At 45.5% G+C, this 19,283-nt stretch carries 16 protein-coding genes; 8 read left to right on the forward strand and 8 right to left on the reverse strand.

Translation table 11 applies throughout. The features are described 5' to 3' along the window. Window positions 1-4 precede the first annotated feature (4 nt). The 3 genes from NNX04_RS22875 to NNX04_RS04820 all read right to left on the reverse strand — a co-directional run bounded on the left by NNX04_RS22875 (window position 5) and on the right by NNX04_RS04820 (window position 3,086). Entirely contained in the window at window positions 5-529 is a 525-nt protein-coding gene (locus NNX04_RS22875; protein WP_007640833.1) for a helix-turn-helix domain-containing protein, read from the reverse strand. A gap of 96 nt (window positions 530-625) precedes the next feature. After that, window positions 626-988, reverse strand: coding sequence for an MmcQ/YjbR family DNA-binding protein (locus tag NNX04_RS04815; RefSeq protein ID WP_007640832.1), 363 nt, complete (start codon window positions 986-988; stop codon window positions 626-628). Window positions 989-1,388: 400 nt separating this feature from the next. After that, window positions 1,389-3,086, reverse strand: coding sequence for an NAD-dependent malic enzyme (locus NNX04_RS04820; RefSeq protein ID WP_007640831.1), 1,698 nt, complete (start codon window positions 3,084-3,086; stop codon window positions 1,389-1,391). 151 nt (window positions 3,087-3,237) lie between these two features. Here NNX04_RS04820 and NNX04_RS04825 point away from each other — a divergent pair, with 151 nt between their 5' ends. The 7 genes from NNX04_RS04825 to NNX04_RS04855 all read left to right on the forward strand — a co-directional run bounded on the left by NNX04_RS04825 (window position 3,238) and on the right by NNX04_RS04855 (window position 9,639). Next, the gene (locus NNX04_RS04825; protein ID WP_007640829.1) at window positions 3,238-3,582 is read left to right on the forward strand and encodes a HopJ type III effector protein; all 345 of its coding nucleotides are present in this window, start codon (window positions 3,238-3,240) and stop codon (window positions 3,580-3,582) included. Window positions 3,583-3,598: 16 nt separating this feature from the next. Next, window positions 3,599-3,895: a hypothetical protein gene (locus NNX04_RS04830; protein ID WP_081489661.1), complete on the forward strand. Its 297-nt coding sequence runs from the start codon at window positions 3,599-3,601 to the stop codon at window positions 3,893-3,895. 22 nt (window positions 3,896-3,917) lie between these two features. Beyond that, complete coding sequence (locus NNX04_RS04835; RefSeq protein ID WP_261947680.1) at window positions 3,918-4,286, forward strand: secondary thiamine-phosphate synthase enzyme YjbQ; 369 nt, start codon at window positions 3,918-3,920, stop codon at window positions 4,284-4,286. A gap of 73 nt (window positions 4,287-4,359) precedes the next feature. Further along, window positions 4,360-5,598 (forward strand): tyrosine-type recombinase/integrase, encoded by a 1,239-nt coding sequence (locus NNX04_RS04840; protein WP_007640824.1) that lies wholly within the window; start codon window positions 4,360-4,362, stop codon window positions 5,596-5,598. Window positions 5,599-5,613: 15 nt separating this feature from the next. Continuing rightward, window positions 5,614-7,275 carry a hypothetical protein gene (locus NNX04_RS04845; protein WP_007640822.1) on the forward strand — a complete coding sequence of 554 codons (1,662 nt, stop codon included), beginning with the start codon at window positions 5,614-5,616 and terminating at the stop codon, window positions 7,273-7,275. After that, window positions 7,272-9,275 carry a hypothetical protein gene (locus NNX04_RS04850; RefSeq protein WP_151030862.1) on the forward strand — a complete coding sequence of 668 codons (2,004 nt, stop codon included), beginning with the start codon at window positions 7,272-7,274 and terminating at the stop codon, window positions 9,273-9,275. The genes NNX04_RS04845 and NNX04_RS04850 overlap by 4 nt, the downstream gene beginning before the upstream one ends. Next, window positions 9,253-9,639, forward strand: a complete 387-nt coding sequence (locus NNX04_RS04855; RefSeq protein WP_261947681.1) for a hypothetical protein — start codon at window positions 9,253-9,255, stop codon at window positions 9,637-9,639. The genes NNX04_RS04850 and NNX04_RS04855 overlap by 23 nt, the downstream gene beginning before the upstream one ends. Window positions 9,640-9,760: 121 nt before the next feature. On the opposite strand, the gene NNX04_RS04860 is transcribed toward NNX04_RS04855, so the two are convergent. The 4 genes from NNX04_RS04860 to NNX04_RS04875 all read right to left on the reverse strand — a co-directional run bounded on the left by NNX04_RS04860 (window position 9,761) and on the right by NNX04_RS04875 (window position 13,718). Beyond that, window positions 9,761-10,390 (reverse strand): HAD family hydrolase, encoded by a 630-nt coding sequence (locus NNX04_RS04860; protein ID WP_040391654.1) that lies wholly within the window; start codon window positions 10,388-10,390, stop codon window positions 9,761-9,763. A 111-nt stretch (window positions 10,391-10,501) separates the two neighbouring features. Next, the gene (tcmP, locus tag NNX04_RS04865; RefSeq protein WP_151030861.1) at window positions 10,502-11,662 is read right to left on the reverse strand and encodes a three-Cys-motif partner protein TcmP; all 1,161 of its coding nucleotides are present in this window, start codon (window positions 11,660-11,662) and stop codon (window positions 10,502-10,504) included. Between the two features lie 19 nt (window positions 11,663-11,681). Next, the gene (locus tag NNX04_RS04870) at window positions 11,682-12,950 is read right to left on the reverse strand and encodes a three-Cys-motif partner protein TcmP (protein ID WP_007640813.1); all 1,269 of its coding nucleotides are present in this window, start codon (window positions 12,948-12,950) and stop codon (window positions 11,682-11,684) included. Between the two features lie 24 nt (window positions 12,951-12,974). Beyond that, complete coding sequence (locus NNX04_RS04875) at window positions 12,975-13,718, reverse strand: phage Gp37/Gp68 family protein (protein WP_040391652.1); 744 nt, start codon at window positions 13,716-13,718, stop codon at window positions 12,975-12,977. Window positions 13,719-14,148: 430 nt separating this feature from the next. Here NNX04_RS04875 and NNX04_RS04880 point away from each other — a divergent pair, with 430 nt between their 5' ends. Continuing rightward, complete coding sequence (locus tag NNX04_RS04880) at window positions 14,149-14,415, forward strand: helix-turn-helix transcriptional regulator (RefSeq protein ID WP_007640809.1); 267 nt, start codon at window positions 14,149-14,151, stop codon at window positions 14,413-14,415. A gap of 213 nt (window positions 14,416-14,628) precedes the next feature. Here NNX04_RS04880 and NNX04_RS04885 read toward each other — a convergent pair whose 3' ends face one another. After that, window positions 14,629-19,143 carry an Ig-like domain-containing protein gene (locus NNX04_RS04885; RefSeq protein ID WP_151030860.1) on the reverse strand — a complete coding sequence of 1,505 codons (4,515 nt, stop codon included), beginning with the start codon at window positions 19,141-19,143 and terminating at the stop codon, window positions 14,629-14,631. Window positions 19,144-19,283 lie beyond the last annotated feature (140 nt).

Genomic DNA, 19,283 nt, shown 5'->3' on the forward strand with positions numbered 1-19,283 from the left:
CTTTTTAAATTGACAGTTCAAAAAACGAACAGATATAGAACCGCAGTTCCTCTGGGGTTAAATTGCTGAAACGAAAGAGTTGCCCGGCGGGAATACAGAATGACTGCCCCTGCATTAAGGTTTGTTTACCTTGGGGCAAGATAAGCATGAGAGAACCATTCAATACAACGCCGGAGAGTTCTGCAGGAGCTACCAAAAAGGCGCTACTGGACTGAGCGGGTAATACCAGGGTTTGTTGCTTAACACGAGGCATCTGTGTACCGGAGGTTCCAGAGGCGATACTTTCGTGCGAAAAGGAAAAAAAGTCGGAAAGGGTAATGGGGATAGCAGACAGAATACGAGCCAATGACTGCACACTGGGGCTAACCTGTCCCTGCTCAATAGTGGATATGCTGCTATTAGTCATACCCGCACGTTTGGCAAGTTCGCGCTGCGAAATACCAGCCAACTCGCGCAATAATTTAAGTCGCACTCCCGTATCGGGTGATGCCTGAAAATCGTCTGATGGAATACTTCTATCAGTGCTCACAGCAGGCTACTCGTCCTAATAGGGGGATGCAGAGGCAAAAAGAGGTCAAGCAACTCAAGTTAGCGCACCGGTCAGTAACCGGCGCACGTTAGATACCTACTTTTTAGAAGCAAGCAGTTGCTCTCTTTCAAGTGTAGGTAGGTTATCAACAATTAACTGATAAGAGTGGTCAATCATGCGTTGGATTTGATCCGACGGTACTGAGCCATCAAGAATCACCGTATTCCAATGTTTTTTGTTCATTTGGAAGCCGGGCCGAACCGCAGGGTACTGCTCACGCAGTTGCAAGGCGAGATCGGGATCACACTTCAAACTAACACGTGGTACACCACCTTCAGCAGTCAGGGTCGCAAACATTTTATGGCAGACTTTATATACGGCCATATCCGGGCCAGAGGGAAACATTTCCTTGGCTTGGTGTTTGTTTAAAAGATACTTCTGTGCAGAAAGAAAATCCATGTTTTAGTCCTTTATCGAACAACTCAGGTCGATTTAAAAGCTATAAATTGGGTTAAGGAGCACTCGATGCCTCACGGCCATTTGCGACTGCTCATATATACTGCCCTGCGCCTACATCGGTTACATTCAAAGCGCGGTTTCATAGAAATCCGCACACCCAACTAAGGTTGATTATAGACAAGTGAAGCACATCACACTTCAATTACCACTCCAAATCAGGGCTCGCTCCTTCACCTGTGGCTATTTTGCATCAGGCGCTCAATAAACGATAGTCGATATGGCGCATAATTCAACATTTTTTAGCGTCCTTCTGCCATTAGATGTAATAAATCAGGCTATTCATACGAAAAGCGGTTGAAACAGATCTTCGAAAAAAACTCTAATGCACCATAATGCCGCATTAGAATGAAGTGCGTCGATACTCTCGATACTCAGGCTCCCAGAAATTTTTATTGATTTTTTCATCAATTAAATCGCTCGGGATAGGTAGTGCTACACCATCAGCAATTGCCTGAACAATCACAGCCTTTGCAATTAACTTACTTACGGCACGAATATCATCCAGCAGAGGTAGTAGCGCACCTGTGCCAGTGCTCGCCAGTGGTGATGCGCTGGCTAGCGCCCTACTCGCCGCCATCATCATGTTATCGGTCACTCGCGTGGCTTTGGCGACAATCACTCCAAGACCAACACCCGGGAATATATAGCTGTTATTACATTGGGCTATATCTATCACCCTATCGCCCATGTCAACTGGAGCAAAAGGACTACCGGTAGCAACCATTGCCTTGCCCGCACTCCAACGCAGTAAATCTACCGGTTGTGCCTCCGCCTGGGAGGTAGGATTAGACAATGGCAAAATCAGTGGATACTCGCAGTGAGCCTGCATTGCTTCCACAATAGCTTTAGTGAATAAACCGGCCTGCCCTGAGACACCAATCAGTACTGTCGGGCGCGCATTAGTAACAACATCCAGCAAACTTAAGCGCCCATCTGCTCCTAACGACACAGAACGCCATGAAGCAACTACCTCGTCAGGAGTACAGAACGGGCGCTGGAATTCAAACAAATCCGGTGAATTCGTTTGCAACAGCCCATCACGACTCATTAAGAAGATGCGACTCCGGGCTTCTGCATGAGTTGCCCCTTCCGCCATCATTTGTTTCACTATTTGATCGGCGATACCACAACCTGCGGAGCCAGCACCCGCAAATACAATTCGCTGATCTTTTAACTGTTCACCTTTCGCCAGACAAGCTGCCATCAAGGTACCAACTGCAACTGCAGCCGTACCTTGGATATCATCATTGAAGCAGCAGAGTTGATCGCGATAACGGTTAAGTAAGGGCGTGGCGTGGTCTTGCGCGAAATCCTCAAATTGCAGTAGCACATTTGGCCAACGTACTTTGACGGCCTGAATAAACTCATCAACAAATTCGTAATACTCATCACCCGTGATGCGCTTATGGCGCCACCCCATGTACATGGGGTCGCTCAACAAGGCTTCATTATTAGTACCAATATCCAAAGTAACAGGTAATGTATAAGCAGGACTAATGCCGCCACAGGCGGTATAAAGGGCGAGTTTACCAATAGGAATACCCATCCCACCTATGCCCTGATCACCTAGCCCCAAGATACGCTCACCATCAGTCACTACGATCACTTTTACATTCTGCTTAGTAGCGTTTTGCAACATGTCATCAATACGGGCGCGATCAGGGTACGAAATAAACAATCCGCGTTTTCGGCGATAAATTTTTGAAAACTGCTGGCAGGCCAAGCCTACCGTCGGGGTATAAATAAGTGGCATTATTTCGGTCAGATGATCGGTCACCAAACGGAAATAAGCCGTTTCATTGGTGTCCTGAATATTGCGCAAATAAATATGCTTATCGATAGGCGACTCAAATGAGCAGAGCTGCTGATAAACACGCGCCTCCTGCTCCTCAATTGTCTCGATGTTATAAGGCAACAAGCCTTCAAGATTGAATTGCTGACGCTCACGTTCTGTAAATGCACTACCTTTATTGAGCAAAGGTGCTTCCAATAAAGCCGGGCCAGCAAAAGGAATATAAATAGGACGTTTCTTGGTCATGAGAGTCACAAAAACCTATGAAAAGATATTTCAAACCATAGCGCAATTGATTCCCCAGAACCAGCTGGGGCAAACAATTATTATTTTGGTGAAGGCCAGCGTAGAATACGGGCCTCACTACGCCAGTAACTTAGTTAAATAAGAGATTGTTATGAACCTCGATCAATTTTTAGCAACACTTAAAAACACACCGGATTCGATTGAGTTTAGCGAAACCATTGCTGCGATTGACGCTCATTATCACTTCACACCTACGCGTTTTAACAACGGCAAACTGGTGAATGAAGCGGGTCAAAATTCAGGCTCTTGTAAAATCTTCTCGTTTGCCCAAATGCACAATTTTTCAGAAAACCAAACACTCGCCTGTTTTGGTGATTACTATCGCAAAGATGTACTGCAACACCCCGAGGCGACAGACCACCAGAATATCCGTAATTTTATGCAAACCGGGTGGTCAGGTATTCAATTCGATGGGGCCGCGCTGAGCGCAAAATAAAACCGAGGACTGCACGATGAAAAATGCCACAGTATTAATTGCCATCTGCTTACTTTTCGCCTGCAGCTCCCAACAACCTACGCCCAAACCAGAAGCGCACAACACACTGACTCAGTGCCCCGACCAACGTCCGCAGATATGCACCATGGACTATCGACCAGTTTGTGCCACTCGCGATACCGGCGTGCGCTGTGTTACTACACCCTGCCCTTCAAGCGAACAAAAAACCTACAGCAATGGTTGTAGTGCCTGCGCAGATGCCGCTGTCATAGGCTACATCGCAGATGAATGCAAACCAGTAACAAACCCGTAATTTATTAGAGAAAAATCAGCTCATGTGGGTGCAAAAAGAATATCAACTCAAGGCGAGAGCGCGCGGATTTCATCTTATTACGGAAGAAATCATTCAACAGTTACCCGAGCTTAAACAAGTTAAGGTTGGACTGTTGAATATTCTTATTAAACACACTTCGGCATCGCTCACCATTAACGAAAATGCCGACCCCACGGTGCGTAAGGATTTCGAAAGCTTCTTTAATCGCGCTGTAGCGGAAGATGAGCCCTATTATCTGCACCGGGATGAGGGTAGCGATGACATGCCCGCTCACCTCAAAGCCAGCTTGCTCGGTGCGAGCTTGAATATTCCCATCACTAATGGCCGCTTAAATATGGGAATTTGGCAGGGAGTTTACCTTACACATTAGTTGCCATATTGACATTACTACACATAAGTTTGATTATCACCTGACAATACCTCAATCTGTCGGGTCACCCACTTTGGCACACCTCGAATCCTACGCAGCTCTACCTTACATCCGCATCGACGGAGACTGGGCTCCGCGCGAATCCAGTAAACCTAAGACCAAGTACACCATTTTCTGGTCTGATGGCTCGCTGTGGATGGAGGCTCATCGTTACTTGGCAGAAAAGCGAGTAAAGTCTCCAACGATTCGTAGCAATGCTTACGATTTAAAGGCCTATGCAGATTGGTTGGAGGAAAACAATCTTCACTGGCTCCACTTTCCCATTAAACGCGAGGATCGCTGCTTGGAACGATTCCGCGGGCATCTTATAAATACCTCAACTAAGACAAGCTCATTAGCTTCGCGACGAATAAATGCAGTCGTCAACTTCTACAAATGGGTCAAGGCGAGAGGATTAATAGATAAACAGCTTGAGATGTGGGCTGACCAGCAGATTGCAGCTACATATTTCGACCAGACAGGCTTCAATCGCACGTTAAGTGTGTGGACAACCGACCTAAGAATTCCACACCGAAAGGCAAACATCACTAGTGTCGAAGACGGCTTAATGCCACTCTCTACCGAAGATAGGGATACCCTGTTGAGGTATTTGAAGCAAAATTCCAGTGAACAAAACATAATTTTACACGCCATGTTTACTCTGGGGTTCTTCACAGGAGCGCGCATCGGATCAATAAGGACACTTCGGATTGAAAATCTTAAAAGCGCTATAGTAGATCCGACTTCCATCTCAATCGGTGAGCACCCAGATAGTTTCATACTACTAATTGCTGCCGGACCGGGCACAGGGATCGATACAAAATTCGATGTCCGAGGTTACCTCCGCTTTCTGAAACCAGTACACGAATTCATACTTGAGTATGCTGAAACAAATGTCACTAGGCTTAAACGTCAAGCCAAAGCATCAAAGGCAAACAAGTCTTTGGTGTTTCTGACAAAAGATGGAAATCCCTACAGCGAAGCAAGCATCAACACAGCTCTTTCCGATTTAAGAAAGGCTTTAGTTCGAGACAACTTGACGCAGTTTCATGACCTTAAATTTCACCAATCCAGGGCAACCTGTGGAACCGAGCTTGCGCGTTTATATATGAGCGTAAGTGACGCAAATGCAATTGAGCATGTTAGAGATTGGTTGATGCATAAAAATGCAAGCACAACTTGGAAATACGTAAAGTTTTTAAAAACATCCAAAACAGCAAGAAAGGTGAACAAAGAGTTTACCAATCAGTTCTTAGGCCCAAACTTTTTTTAGTGGAGTGAAACGAACTTGAAGAAGCCGGAGCATCTAAAAATCAAAGAAATTGAAGGTGCATGGACCGACCTCAGTCGCTGGCTCATTAAAGGAGGAGCAGCGACAGAATCCCGATGGTTTTATCGCGATGCAACAGCTGAAGCTTGGCATGGCATTATTAAAGATCGCTTACCGTTCGTAGAAGCAATTAAGGATCTTTTAAACCTCGAAATTACGCGGGGCACATCACACGCATCAATCTACACCTACTATCACATTATCAATAAATTTATAAAATGGATCGATGTAAATGATATTCAGCTATCGGTGGAAGATAAGGCGTTAGAAACAGTGTTCCTGGCATACGATGAGTACAACTATTCTCAGGCATACGTCAAAAAGGATATCAAAGGTATAACGGCCTATAAAAACGTTCTCGATTTGAGCCAATATATATCCGACATATTGGAAAGACCCCCTCACCTGCTACTGAAATATCAATCTAAGACGATCAAATCCTATAAGGCTCCTCGTAAGACACTTATCAGTCGTGCGGCAGAGAAGCAGAGCTTAGGGGACGCAAGAATACTTGGACATTACTGCGTCGATATTTCTAACGCCATTACTGTTGAGTCGATTCATGGCCAACTACCAATAGCCCTAGACATACTGAAACCTGATGGTTCAAGACATTCAATTAGAATGCCATCTGGACTAACGGGACTGCTCAACCATCAAAACAACGTCATATCGCGAAAGGCTGTAACGCTTTGTAAACCAACCACAACGATAGATATGTTCAGAGGGAGCTTGATAAGAATTCGGCTGCTTGCTGAGATTGTGATCTTCGTATATCAAACTGGCATGAGTATGTCACAGGCTACCCAGATTGAACGAAAAGGATTTACCTATAAGCTACAGGGAAACAATGATTGGCTTGTGACATGCTACAAGGGGAGAAAAAAGGGGCCCGTCAAATTTACGATTTATAAAGAGTATCGAGAGCGATTTAAGAATTTAATAAAGTTTGTCGATTTTTTTTATCCTGAAGATTCTAAACTTTTCCCTGTCCTCTATAAGAGCACCAATAATGGCAGCGTGAACTACGGAGTGCTCAAGGCACAAGCAAAACAGGATGGGATCCCATGGATTCCACCGAGGGTGACTCGCAATACTCGTGCAAACTTTTTAGATCGCATGAGTGGTGACCCAAATCTGAGTGCTGAGATGAGCCAGCACACACGAGAAGTATTTAAGCAGGCGTATGAAAGGCCGTCACAGCAACGCGCTATGACTGCACTGACGAAATTTTGGAATAAAAAACCAGTTAGTTTGATAAACAGCGGTTGTAACGCGCAACCTGAATCCACACACGACAGACCATCAGGAGTAATTAACCCCAACTGCATCAATGAATCTGGTTGCCTGTGGTGCAAAAGCCATCGCGACATCGATTCCGAGGATTATGTGTGGTCGCTTACAACTTTTAGATACCTAAAAATTATTGAAGCTGCTCAACCAGTAAAACGTGCGATACCTGCAGACCTGGTTATTAAGCGACTGTCGGAAAAGCTGGACGCCTTCAGAGAACGCAATACGCGATCACAACAATGGGTAATTGAGTCTCTTATTCGCATTGAAGAAGGTGTCTATCACCCAACATGGAAAAACATCATTCAATTCTGGGAGTCCAGATGAACGCCTCAACTCTTCGATTTTGCGACACCCATATATCATTAATAGCTTCAGAGCTTTGCAACTACCAGCCAATAACTTACCCGCCACCAGATGATTTTTATGTTTCTGTTGACTCTGACGGCAAACCACTTTCCAAATATTGTGATGAACGGTGGGATTTTCATGCCTATAGCCGTTCTTCCTTTAATTTCAATATTCAGAAGCTTACCCCAAAAAACAAGGATCTTCTCAAGCAGGTTACATTTCTATATCTGTACCACATGCCTTTGTTTCCAGGAACGGTAAAATCAATTCAATCAACATTCAAATTGTTGAGTAAGCTTTGCAAATTTGCAGACTTACACAACATCACCATTAATCAAATTTACCGATTTCCGCGCTTGGCAAGCGATCTTATAGATTTTCTTTCACCACCACAGCACAGAAGAGTGCTTGGGATTCTTAATGCCTTATTGAGAGCGGAAAATGTTTTGGGTTGGAAAATTGCTGATGTTGCATTCATCGAAAAATTAGTTCAACTCCAAATCTCTCATATACCAGTCCAAAACGCTTATATACCCCCACGTATTTGGATGTCGCTCATTCGATCAACCGAACTCGTGATGGACGCATTTGAAATGAAGCAAGCCGCTTTTGCAAAGGCTTGGACATGGGTGCATGACGCGTATCGACACAACATTGAAAATGGTCACTCTCAAAAGAGCCCATTCGTAAATGCAGGGCGGGACACTAGCGTCAAGGGTCAAATGAAACCATCACGAGCCAAAAGACGGATTTATCGAGGAGGAGCAACAGTATTTTTTGAAGACTATGGAATAGCTGATCTCTTAAACCGATGGGTAGGCTATATACCTACTCAGAAATACGAATTACAAGCGCTCTCTGTCTATGCAAACCTCGTAAGGGATTGTGCATTCACGTTTATATTGGCACACAGTATACAGAGGCTCGGTGAAGGGCTTTCCATGCGTTCGGATTGTTTTATCGAGGACGATGACCCAACTCTCGGTAAGGTAGCGTTGCTGGCGGGTGAAACAACAAAAACTGATCCTGATAGTGATGCGCGCTGGGTCGTACCAACTTCAGTCGAACGCGCGGTCAAAATTCTTAATTTCTTCTCACGCTTGCGGTTAGACACTACGTTCAAAGTCGTCCCTCAAGATGTTCAAATAAATCCATATCTAATGACAGGCAAGATAGAACATTGGGGTTCGGGCACGAGCTCTATCAAAGTATACCAATGGGACTTAGGTAAGTTCGTAGAACTCAATCCGTTAGCATTCCCTGAAAAGGAATTTATAATTACTAAAGACGACTACAACATCGCATACCAGCTTACACCGACGCTAACGGAGAAATTATGGTTCAAGGTCGATGGCAGCTGGTCGTTTAACGCCCATCAACTAAGACGGACCTTGGCCGTAAATCTGTTTGCCTCAAACGTACCAGATGAAATTATACAGTGGATGATGAAACATAAAACCGTTTATCAAAGTTATTACTATGGACGTAATTACACGCGCCTTATAACGAATGCCAACGCTAGTGATGCAGTTACTGTCGAGGCCAATAGGTCAGCAGTACGGGAGTTAATTGAGATAGCTGAAAACAGTATTGGTGACAGCGTTCACGCCACAGGAAAAAATCTAATCGCAGTGAACACGCTCAAACTTATTGAAGATCGCGATTACAAAAAGCTGGAGGAACTCGCAAAGAGCGGCGAAGCATCTTGCCGACGCACCCTACTTGGTTTTTGCATGACTCAATCTTGTGAGTACGGCGGGGTTGAATCGGCAGTGCATTGCGCCGGAGTGGATGGAAAAGGTCCATGCAAAGATGCGGTGTTTTCCAAGCGAAATGAAAAGGGACTTAAAGCGTTATACGACGCCAACGCCATTGAGTTAACAAATCTTATAAAGAACACCCCTCGGCACTCAAAACTCAAAGCCGAGAACGAAGCTATTGAGGTCTACTTTCATGCCACGTCCCAAAAGTGTTGAAGCAGAAATGCGTGCCGCATTTGAGCGACTTAAGCTCGATGAACCAAAAAACCTACCTAAAGGCACCCGCGTGTCATTAACCAACGTGGCGAAAGAGGCTGGCATGCTGCCAGTAAGTCTACGAATGGATCGATACCCAGATTTACATAGAGAGATTACTGCGTACTCGGAGATTCGTTCGACCTCTACCGAAAAGGGCAAACCCAAGAAATCAAGACAATCGGATTCAAAACGCATACAGCGACTTCAGAGTCAGAACGAAAAGCTTTTGAATATCGTAAATACACTAATCACCCTTAACGAAGAACTGGTACTAGAGAACGAGATGTTGAAAGAAGGCAAAGTAACTCGCTATACGCCATAATTTCGGGCTGAAATATTCAATTGATGAGCTTGGCATGATTTAAAACGTGCCCATCTATCAGGCTTCTACTGGCAATTTAATAATGAGGATCTGAGAAACCGCTCGAATACCGTGTCATCAGTTAACTATCTAGCGCCAGCAACTGCAAAACTTCTGTTAATAAGGCAATGCTATTCATCCCTGAAGATTGGCCTCTGACCAGATGTTTAGCACGGAAACCAAATTTAGTAGGTCCCTCGTAGTCGGCCAGTGATGTATCACCAATGAAGAGGATTTGCTCTGGTATTAATCCAGTATCCGTTAGAATCGACTCGTACATTTCTATGTCAGGTTTTATTGCACCAATTTCATAGCTGAGGTGCCGGGTGAAGTTAAATTGCGGCAATAGCTGGTCAATCACCGCGCCGTAGGGTTTTGCCAAATTAGAGCAAATGGCCAGAGGAACTCCTCGGCTGGTCAAGAAATCTAGGGTTGGTAGCACATCATCAAAGAGAGTCAGGCCGGCTAACTCTTCCTGAATTTCTTGATGTAATTGTGTGAGCATATTGGCAGGAGGAAAAATCCCAAGTGTTGCCAGCAACTCACCGCAATCCTTGTCTACCGTCATCAATTTTCGTGCGTCATCTGGTTTTGGGCTGCGCCCCTGCTCCCTAGCCCAAAGTAGAATCTTTCGGAAAGGATGATGCTTAATCCCAAACTGAACCAATGTCCCATAGAGATCAAATACAATTAATGCTGGGAAAGTATTCACTGTGAATCCTGCCGTTGATTTTTAGAGCGAACTCCATTTTGAGGCGAAGTAATTCTGTCTCATATGATCCACAGCAAACAAATTTAGTTATGCTTGGTTATGGAAAATCGTTTACTCGTCTGATAGTTGCCATCGTTCGCTCTTTTGCGGCCAGTCAGGCTGTATGAATTTTTTTCTGCGCTTACTAACATCAGCATCGACGTTTAATACCGCCTTACTATTAAGCAACTCCTTCATTGCCTGCTGAAAGTCAGTTGGATAAAGGTCACTCTCTTCCAAAAATCTAGCGAAACGTTCGTTATCAATTAATAAGGGGGTGCGTGTTAGTTTTGTTAGCAAAAATACTTTTGCGGAAAGGCGATTGTCAGTTACAGGAATACACTGTGTTACGTCATCCTCAGCCGCAAATAAGTCAGTAATAGGAGCAGCGTCAAACTGTTTTAGCAGCAAAGTTTCGTTATGCGTTATACGCTGCACAGAGATCATTTTCTCCGCCGCTTCCTTAAAGACAATGATACCTTTCGGATGTCGCGTCAGGTAAACAAGAAAGTAAAGTAATTTATTGGTGCCGGGTCGACTGATGGGAATATACGTAGACCTACCGAGATAAATCGAGTTTATATTCTTTTGATACTGGGAAAGAAATGCCCGCTGGCGATCAAAAACTGTTTCACAGCCATTATAATTAGGTTTTGTACCCAACAGTTCAATCATGTCCGGATCATGTTTTTCGATTCCAGTAGCTCTGTTGGCAAAGTCGTACATTAGGTTGATAAGAAATTCTGTTTTGGGTCGCTCTAATAACAACCTCATTGTCGTTGCACCAATAATATTTTTCCAGCCTTTAGGGTCAACAAAAAAGAAGGTGAAATGATCTTGTGTCCATTCGACTATATGGGGTATTAGTTTGGTGTAATCACCATGCATACAAGCAACTGTAATAGCAGGATCTCGATGTTTATCTAAAAATGCCTGCAGACGTGAAAATGCCTCATTGTCTTTTTCTATATAAAGCGCTCTGAATTTAACATCTCTTTTGAACGTTTTTTTGAAAATGGCTACACTTTTCCTCATTTGCGCGATGGATATACCAATAGATGTATCTGTTAACGCTTCATTTTCGTCTGACCAAGGACCAGCAAAACAATCCACATAGTTAATAACAATTTCAGACTGGCCAATAATCATGAAAAGACGCTCAAGATACGTTTTCAATATGGTGTGCTTTAAAAAGGCTTGGGGTCTACCAATATATTCCTGGGGCAAAAGCACTAATTATCTCCTTATGTAATTAAAAAAACAGTTGTTTTTGATTGTATCTGAGAATATCAGAAGGCCCAATCTGGTTAGCACTTCGGCGAGTTCCCCCATCTTTTGTCACAATCATTAATTCTTTATTGTCTATAGAAGACTGAAGTGCAGCTTTGATTTCTATTGTTGAGGCGGGCGTCAGGCTGCCGATATTGTCGGTCAGCTGTGAAAATGGCATTTGTATATTGCAATTGTCCAATAGACGGGGAATGGATTCTGACAGGCACTCAATACAGCGCTCTTTTGCTTTTGATCCAAAATCGAATACTTCTCCAAAATCAAGCGTGATTTGGCCTGCTGTTTGAGTAGCTTGGTAGCCCAGTGTAAATATACCTTCACCCAAATGATGCTCAAACCCTGCACTGGTATTAGAATGTTTCCAATGAAGGCCCATCATGACATCCCGAGCAATAAATTTTTGCGATAAATGCACCAACCAATAGCACCATCCTTTTTTAGGCTTTATAAAAAACAAAGTCATGTGGTTTGCGCCAGATCCTTTTAGAATGGCATTTGCCAACTGCTCTTGAATAGCGTGTTGCCACATACCTGCCTCCTTAAAAAGCGCCAGCCGATTCCAGTCGATATATTGTGAAAGATTGATATTTTCGAGTGCTTTTTTATTAGTCGAATTCTCTGCCAGAAAACTTTGCAGAGTGTCGAAATTAAAGGTCAAAATAACCTCGCTGGCGGTACTAGAAAAAATATTTCTAATAATGCTGAACGGAACATCTTTATAGGCATATTGATCAAGAATAAAAATAGCACGCATACCCTTATTGCGCTGTTGAATTCGCTTGATCACATCAGTAGCTACTTGATCAAATTTTTTGTTATACAGATGTATTTTTGAACCAAGTAAATGCGCAAATTCCGACAAATGTAGTTCTTGCCGCAGGAAGTCGAGATGGGGAGCATCTTTTTCAATGAAATGATACTCAGCATCAATAGAACGAGGCTTCCGTCTACCGATATTGAGTAGTGCTTCCGCCTCTTGGATTGATTTCAAGATCAGAAAAGGAGAACCATCGGTTGTCTCTTCGCGATTGAATGCGCGGTATTTTCCTCCACCAGCAAAGCCATCTACAACGGTGAGTGGCAATCGCTCAATCGTAGCATTTGCCATATACACTTCAACATAGCGCTTTAAATAATCGGCTATGATGAGATGTTTAGTTTCGCTATGTTCGTCAAGTTGCGGAAGTTCTGATCCAATTTCCCAATCATATTTTTTATTTTTATGGCTCACACGGAGTTTCCTTTTCCTATTATTTTAAATGGCAACGACTGGAATCATATCCCACACTTGGCCTTGTAATTGTCGGCCATTTGCACTTTTATTACGCTTGACGCCATCTTGCCCCCAGGAGCCCCACTGTTTGAAGAAGAAATCAATTTCATTGCGCTGACATTGATCTCGCAATTTTAGTACCCAAGATTCTTCCATCGGCCTGGCTTTAACGCCCGATTCACCGCCAACAATAACCCAGTGGATACCCTTGAGAGAAAAGCGCCCCAAATCCTCTAATAACGGCTCAATAGACAGAAACCGGGTTTTGGCTTTGATGGCTTGCAAATAGCCGATCCGAGGAATTCCGTACTTTTTATCCTCGACAGAAACACCCAGCCAAGCATTATCAGGTACCTGTCTAGTCTGGAAATAATCATTCATTCTTTCCGCGCGTTTGGTCAGAATTTGATAGGCATGCTGTGGTGTCGCACGGATAGTGTCAAATATGCGATCAATAAAATCATAAGGCACCGCCTCATGAAATAAATCGCTCATGGAGTTTACAAAATAGATGGTCGGCTTCCTGCGATGTAGAGGCTGATCCAATCGTTCATACATCAGCGTAATGGTGTCAAAGCCAAGTTCGTAACCCGGAGCTCCCATTGCCTTCAATCGCTTTGCCATTACCTCCGCGTAGCAATATTTACATCCGGGAGAAATCTTAGTGCAGCCCGTAACCGGATTCCATGTTTGTTCGGTCCATTCAATTTTACTGTTTGTAGCCATAATAGATCTCCGTGAATCACGTCAGTGTAATTGCCCGCAGCCGGATCATCAATTGGCGTGTAATGGGATATTATTCAGGCTGCGAAAGCTGACTTAAAGCATCAAAAGTTGTATTACCGTTAATTCGGTTCTAATACTCACTAGCAGGGTGACAATAGAAGCGCCAAATCGCAGACATCAAGCCCCACTCGAACCATGCATCAAACCACTTCTGCATCGCCTACGCCTCTCTTTAGTACTTCAGGCAGCTTTTAAATCCCGCGTGTATCTGATGCCCTTAATGCTTATCATTATATGAAATGCTACGACGACCTGAACCACCGAAAGAGAACCAATCACCGCTGGGATCATTTACGGAAAGAGACCATCTCGACCACAATATTGGCCAGGCACCATCAATAGATGGTGCACTTTTCAAAAAGAGCTTTCGTTGCGTAAAGCTAATCGTCTATTTCAGCTGGTGAATTTAATTCGTCGCCAGCAACCCGTCTCTGCAGCCAAACTCGCCGAACAGCTACAGGTGTCTGTGCGCTCGATATACCGTTATATCAACGACCTTTCGGTTACAGGAGTTCCTGTCTATGCGGAGCCGGGTCTTGGGTACCGTCTACAACCGGGCTTAGAGCTACCGCCATTGCATCTATCGCCTGAAGAATTAGATGCGTTACAACTCGCGGTGAGCTTTTATCGCGCGTAACCAGGCGAGAGATGGCAGGCGCGGCGCGCAGTCTTTCCGCCATAATTCTCGCCAGTCTGCCCGACGAGCGCCGCTACAACAGTTGTGCAGGCACCAAAATAGAATCATTTGATAAATGAATGCGCTTACTAAAATCGTAAGAATCTCTGCACCATAAAAAAGGCCCACACTAATTACAGTGTGAGCCAAACGAGCGAGGGGATTTTTAAACGATTAATTTACTGGGATAAACTCAATGCGATCTGCATTCCACTCCCAGGTTGAACTGGTAGAACCGGCAGAAATGATCCGCACTGTGTGAGCACCCTGACTGAGCTGAACACTGCTGCTTACTTCCAGCAAAGCAAACACATCCCAATTGTTATTGTTGGGCACGGTCTTTTTCGCTACCGACACACCATCCACCAACACTTCTATAGCACCGCCAGTTTGAGTGGTGCCGAGATAAGCATTGATACGATAGTTAGCGGTTGCAGTCACATTGATGCTGTAGTCCGCCCAGTCACCGGTTTGGTTGTAGTTAATAGCGCCTACACCCGCCGCGGTGGTGTACTTTTGGAAGCCTTGATAGCTGCCGCCAGTCGTAGCATAAGACTCCGCCTGCATTACCACCGGTGTTGCCACTGCCGCCGAACTTGAAGCGCGCGATGAAGAGGAAGGAGCAGCGACCGCCACTTGAGTGAACTCAATACGATCCGCATTCCACTCCCATGTCGATGCGGTAGTACCGGCCGAGATAATGCGCACGCTGTGTGCACCTGCAGTTAATTGCACACCAGTCGCTACTGCCAACTTGGCAAACACATCCCAATTGTTGTTATTGGCAACGGTCTTTTTCGCTACAGATACACCGTCAATCAACACCTCTATAGCACCACCGTCTTGTGTGGTGCCGAGGAAGGCATCAATACTATAGGTACCCGCACTGGTGACATTCAGGGTGTAATCGGCCCAATCGCCACGTTGGTTGTAGTTGATAGCCCCTACTCCAGCTGCCGTTGAGTATTTTTGGAAGCCTTGGTAAGTACCACCCGTCGCGGTATATGCCTCAGCTTGCAACACCAACTTCGAACCACCTGTTGCAACACTGGATGCCACACTGGATGCAACTGACGAGCTTGAGGATACAGGTATGGATGAGCGCGATGATGAACTCAATGAGACGGAAGAAGACAGTGGTGTCGATGAACGCGATGAAGATGACAACGGCATTGATGAAGGTGAAGAAGATGCCGGTGTCGATGAAGCAATTGACGATGCCCCACCAGTCGTCGCTTTCAAAATACGATAACCAATCTTATCCAGATTCCACTGATAGGCACCGCCAGCACCCACACTGAGCAAGCGCAGCGTATGGGTACCTGCAGAGTTAATCTGCAGACCATTGGTTACTACCGTCGTCACGTGCTGATCCCAATTGCCATTGTTAGGCAAGGAGGAGCGGCCATTGGAAACACCATCCACCAGGAACTCCACACCCGCGCCATCTAAAGGTGTACCGGTTGCCAATACCAATTGGTAAATACCCGCCTGCGCAAAGTTAATATCGAACTCCACCCAGTCACCGGTTTGGTTGTCATTGATATTGCCGGCACCAGTGGTGCTTTTCACAAAACCGCCATAGGCTCCGCCGGTGCGATTAAAAGCTTCGGCTTCGACGTAGGTCAGTGTGGTATTGGAGGCAACAACTTCCACTCGGGTTTTACCGCTAAAGCCACCGTCGTTACTGCGCCCGGTAATCTCTGCCACACCCAACCCAACACCTTTCACCAATCCGGTACTGCTCACGGTTGCAACTGCAGTATTACTGGAGGTCCAAGTGACCGACTTATCACTGGCGTCTGCCGGAGTGAAACTGGTTTGGATTTGCAGGCTATCATTTTGTGGGATCAAGGTGCTCGCGGGCGATATGGCCATCCCGGTCAACAACTTGGCTTTCACCTGAATGTTTGCCGTGCCCACTATGTTGTTCGCGACCGTTTTTGCGGTAATGGTGACATTGCCTGCCTTAAGGCCAGTGACTACCCCTTGGGCATCCACAGTTGCAATGGTCGGATTAGAGCTGCTCCAGGTCACTTTACGGTTAGGTGCATGAATTGGCGTAACTGCCGCACTTAGCTGTTTGCTCGCGCCTATATACAGAGGGTTAGGCAAACCCACGACAGAAACAGCGGCAGGCACCAACTGGCTGACAGATACCGAAGCCGTAGCAGTTAACGCACCGTCCACTGTTTTTGCGGTGATAGTGGCAGAACCTGGCTTGTTACCGGTCACCAAACCATTTTGATCAACACTGGCCACACTGGGGTTAGATGAAACCCAAGTGACGTTTTGGTTGGAGGCATTGGCTGGGCTAACACTTGGTTGAAGCGCTACCGATTGAGTCACCAACAAATTGCTGACGCTGGTTTGGCTCAGGCTCAAGCCAGTAACGGCCGTGCATGGGCTGCAAGCAGCGGGAATGCTACGGGTAACTTGAGTATCCATATCCCACACTTGCAGGCTCACCGCCGCAACTTCACCCTGGGCAATCGTCGTTAACTGAATGTTGTTATTGCCGCTTGCGCTTAGATAACTTACATCAAACGGAATCTCCAAGGTTGCCATGGAGCGCCCGTTTCTTCTCGACTCATCGCCGCGCCAATCGGTTTTCACCGGTACTGTATTGCCGTTAATTTTGAGCGATACGCGGCTGTCGGACGAGCCAGTCGCTATGCCGGTATTCATAAAGAAGGCGCCGGTCACACGCAGTTGCGCTTCACCTTTAGCCGGTTTGGGCACACCGTTCACCTGCGCACTCACATTTGCGGCTGCAACGCGATACGGGGCATTGGCGGTCAGTGGTTCAGCCGGGTATTTCTGCTCTTTGCTGTTGAGTGTGGGGTTTGGGTTATTGGTGTACTCAATATCCAAAATCACCGTTGCATCTGCGCCAATTGTGATGTTTTTAGGCAGGCTGGTCAGAGTGGCATCGGCCAGAATTGGCTTACCCACACCGTTGGCTGGATTGTTATCATCATCAATGGCCTCGTCTAAATATAAGTGGCGCATTTTGATGCTCTTGATCGCATTGCCGCTGATGCCCGCAAAGTTCATGTCTACGGTGGTCGGCTTTGCTTCCAAACTGTTTAAAATGACATACATGTGTTTGCCCTTAACATAGGCATCCACTTGAATATCGCGGTCACTGGCATAGGTATCTACACGGGTGCCATCAACGTCACGCCACAATTCATACCATTTAATGGAAGGGTTAAAGTTCCAGGTACAGTTGGTATAAGCCGTAGGTGTTTCGGTACAAGTTGAGTAGTCACGATCCAACAGACTTTGGCCGTAAGGATGGGTTTTGTCCTCATCGCCCCACTCACCCTTAACCACGATGAACGGCATAGACAAGGTGACGTAATCAGGGCGCTCCATAAATTGCATCATCATTTGCGAGAAGGGCTTTAATACTTCCCAGCGCATGCGCTGACGATCCAATTTAGTAATGTCGGTGCCGGTAATATTGCCGTATTCCGACATCACCACTTCTTTGCGTTGACCGAGCATTTTCATGTCGTACCATTCGAGCAAATCCAAAACCCCTTCAGATTGGAAACCCGTACGCAAAGCGCCGGTGCGAGTAGATGCTCCGTCCCAAGAAGCCCAGTCATACAAATGGACTGAATAGAAATCCATATTTTTACCGGCGGCATCCATAAAGCCTTTCCAGATTACATCCCATTGATACCAATCCGAACTTGGGCTTGGGCCATTGAGCGACATCGTGGGCGATTTATTAAAGCTGTTTACACGGATAGCATTTTTGATCGCCTCACTACCCGCATCCGAGCCATAAAACATATTCAATAATGCATCGCCACGATTGCGCGGCGAACCTGTTGCAGTTGCATCGCCTTTTTCCAAATCGTGCAGACCCCAGGTCATGCCGCCGATTTTTGGAGCCTTGTTACCCAGCTTGCTACGTACAGTATTGGCAACCACGTTGTGAAATTCGAACAGTTCTTCCCAAGTAGATACATGACCTTCATGACTGGGAACGTTCATCAACATATCGGGTTCGTTGACTACCTCCCAATATTTGGGCATAGGAATAGCCGTAGGATCATTCTCGTATTGCACAAAAAATTTATTTAAAAATTCCGCATACCATTCTGCTGCATCTTGTGCGGTGCGTGGTCGCCACGGAGTTTCACTGGTCAAGCCACCACCAAACCAGGAATACGAACTCCAGTTAGGGTAAGCGGGTCTGGGTTGTGACCCCATAATCAATGAAGAAGTGCGCCCAAAATATTCCTGCGCATCGGCGTATTTGGTATCCAAATTTTCTTTGTATTGCGCCGAGAGAGCACTCAACTGTGCCAGATTAGGCTTGTTGGCATAACCAAAAGGAAATGGGCTGGGGGTATCGGTAGAGCGCGCCTTATCACCACCGGTTTGGCTGAAATAGTACATCGACAAACCATTATCGCGACCAAAGGTCACACCTAAATCCATCAGGTAATCGAGCTTTTCTTTTTCACCCAAGAAATCATTTTCCATTGGGCTGGCATGAATGGTAATGCGCCGCTCGCGTCCAAAATCAGAAACGCCATTGACCGAGTGTTTGATATTCGCGTTGATATCAACCTTAACGTTCTGCGCCAATGCTAAAGACGCCATGCTACTTAAAACCCCAGTAGTAATAGCGGCAACAGCAAGGCGGAGTTTATGTTGTTTAAACATAATTGCCTCTTTGATGAAATGATAATTATCGTTATTGGAAAAAACACTAACAGCTGAAGAACATATTATTGTTATTAATGATTGGCCAAGACGATTCTGATTTACGCGAATCCCAAGCCCCTGCTGGTGAAGCTGTGCCA

The sequence above is a fragment of the Cellvibrio sp. QJXJ genome, assembly GCF_024452345.1.
Taxonomy (GTDB): domain Bacteria; phylum Pseudomonadota; class Gammaproteobacteria; order Pseudomonadales; family Cellvibrionaceae; genus Cellvibrio.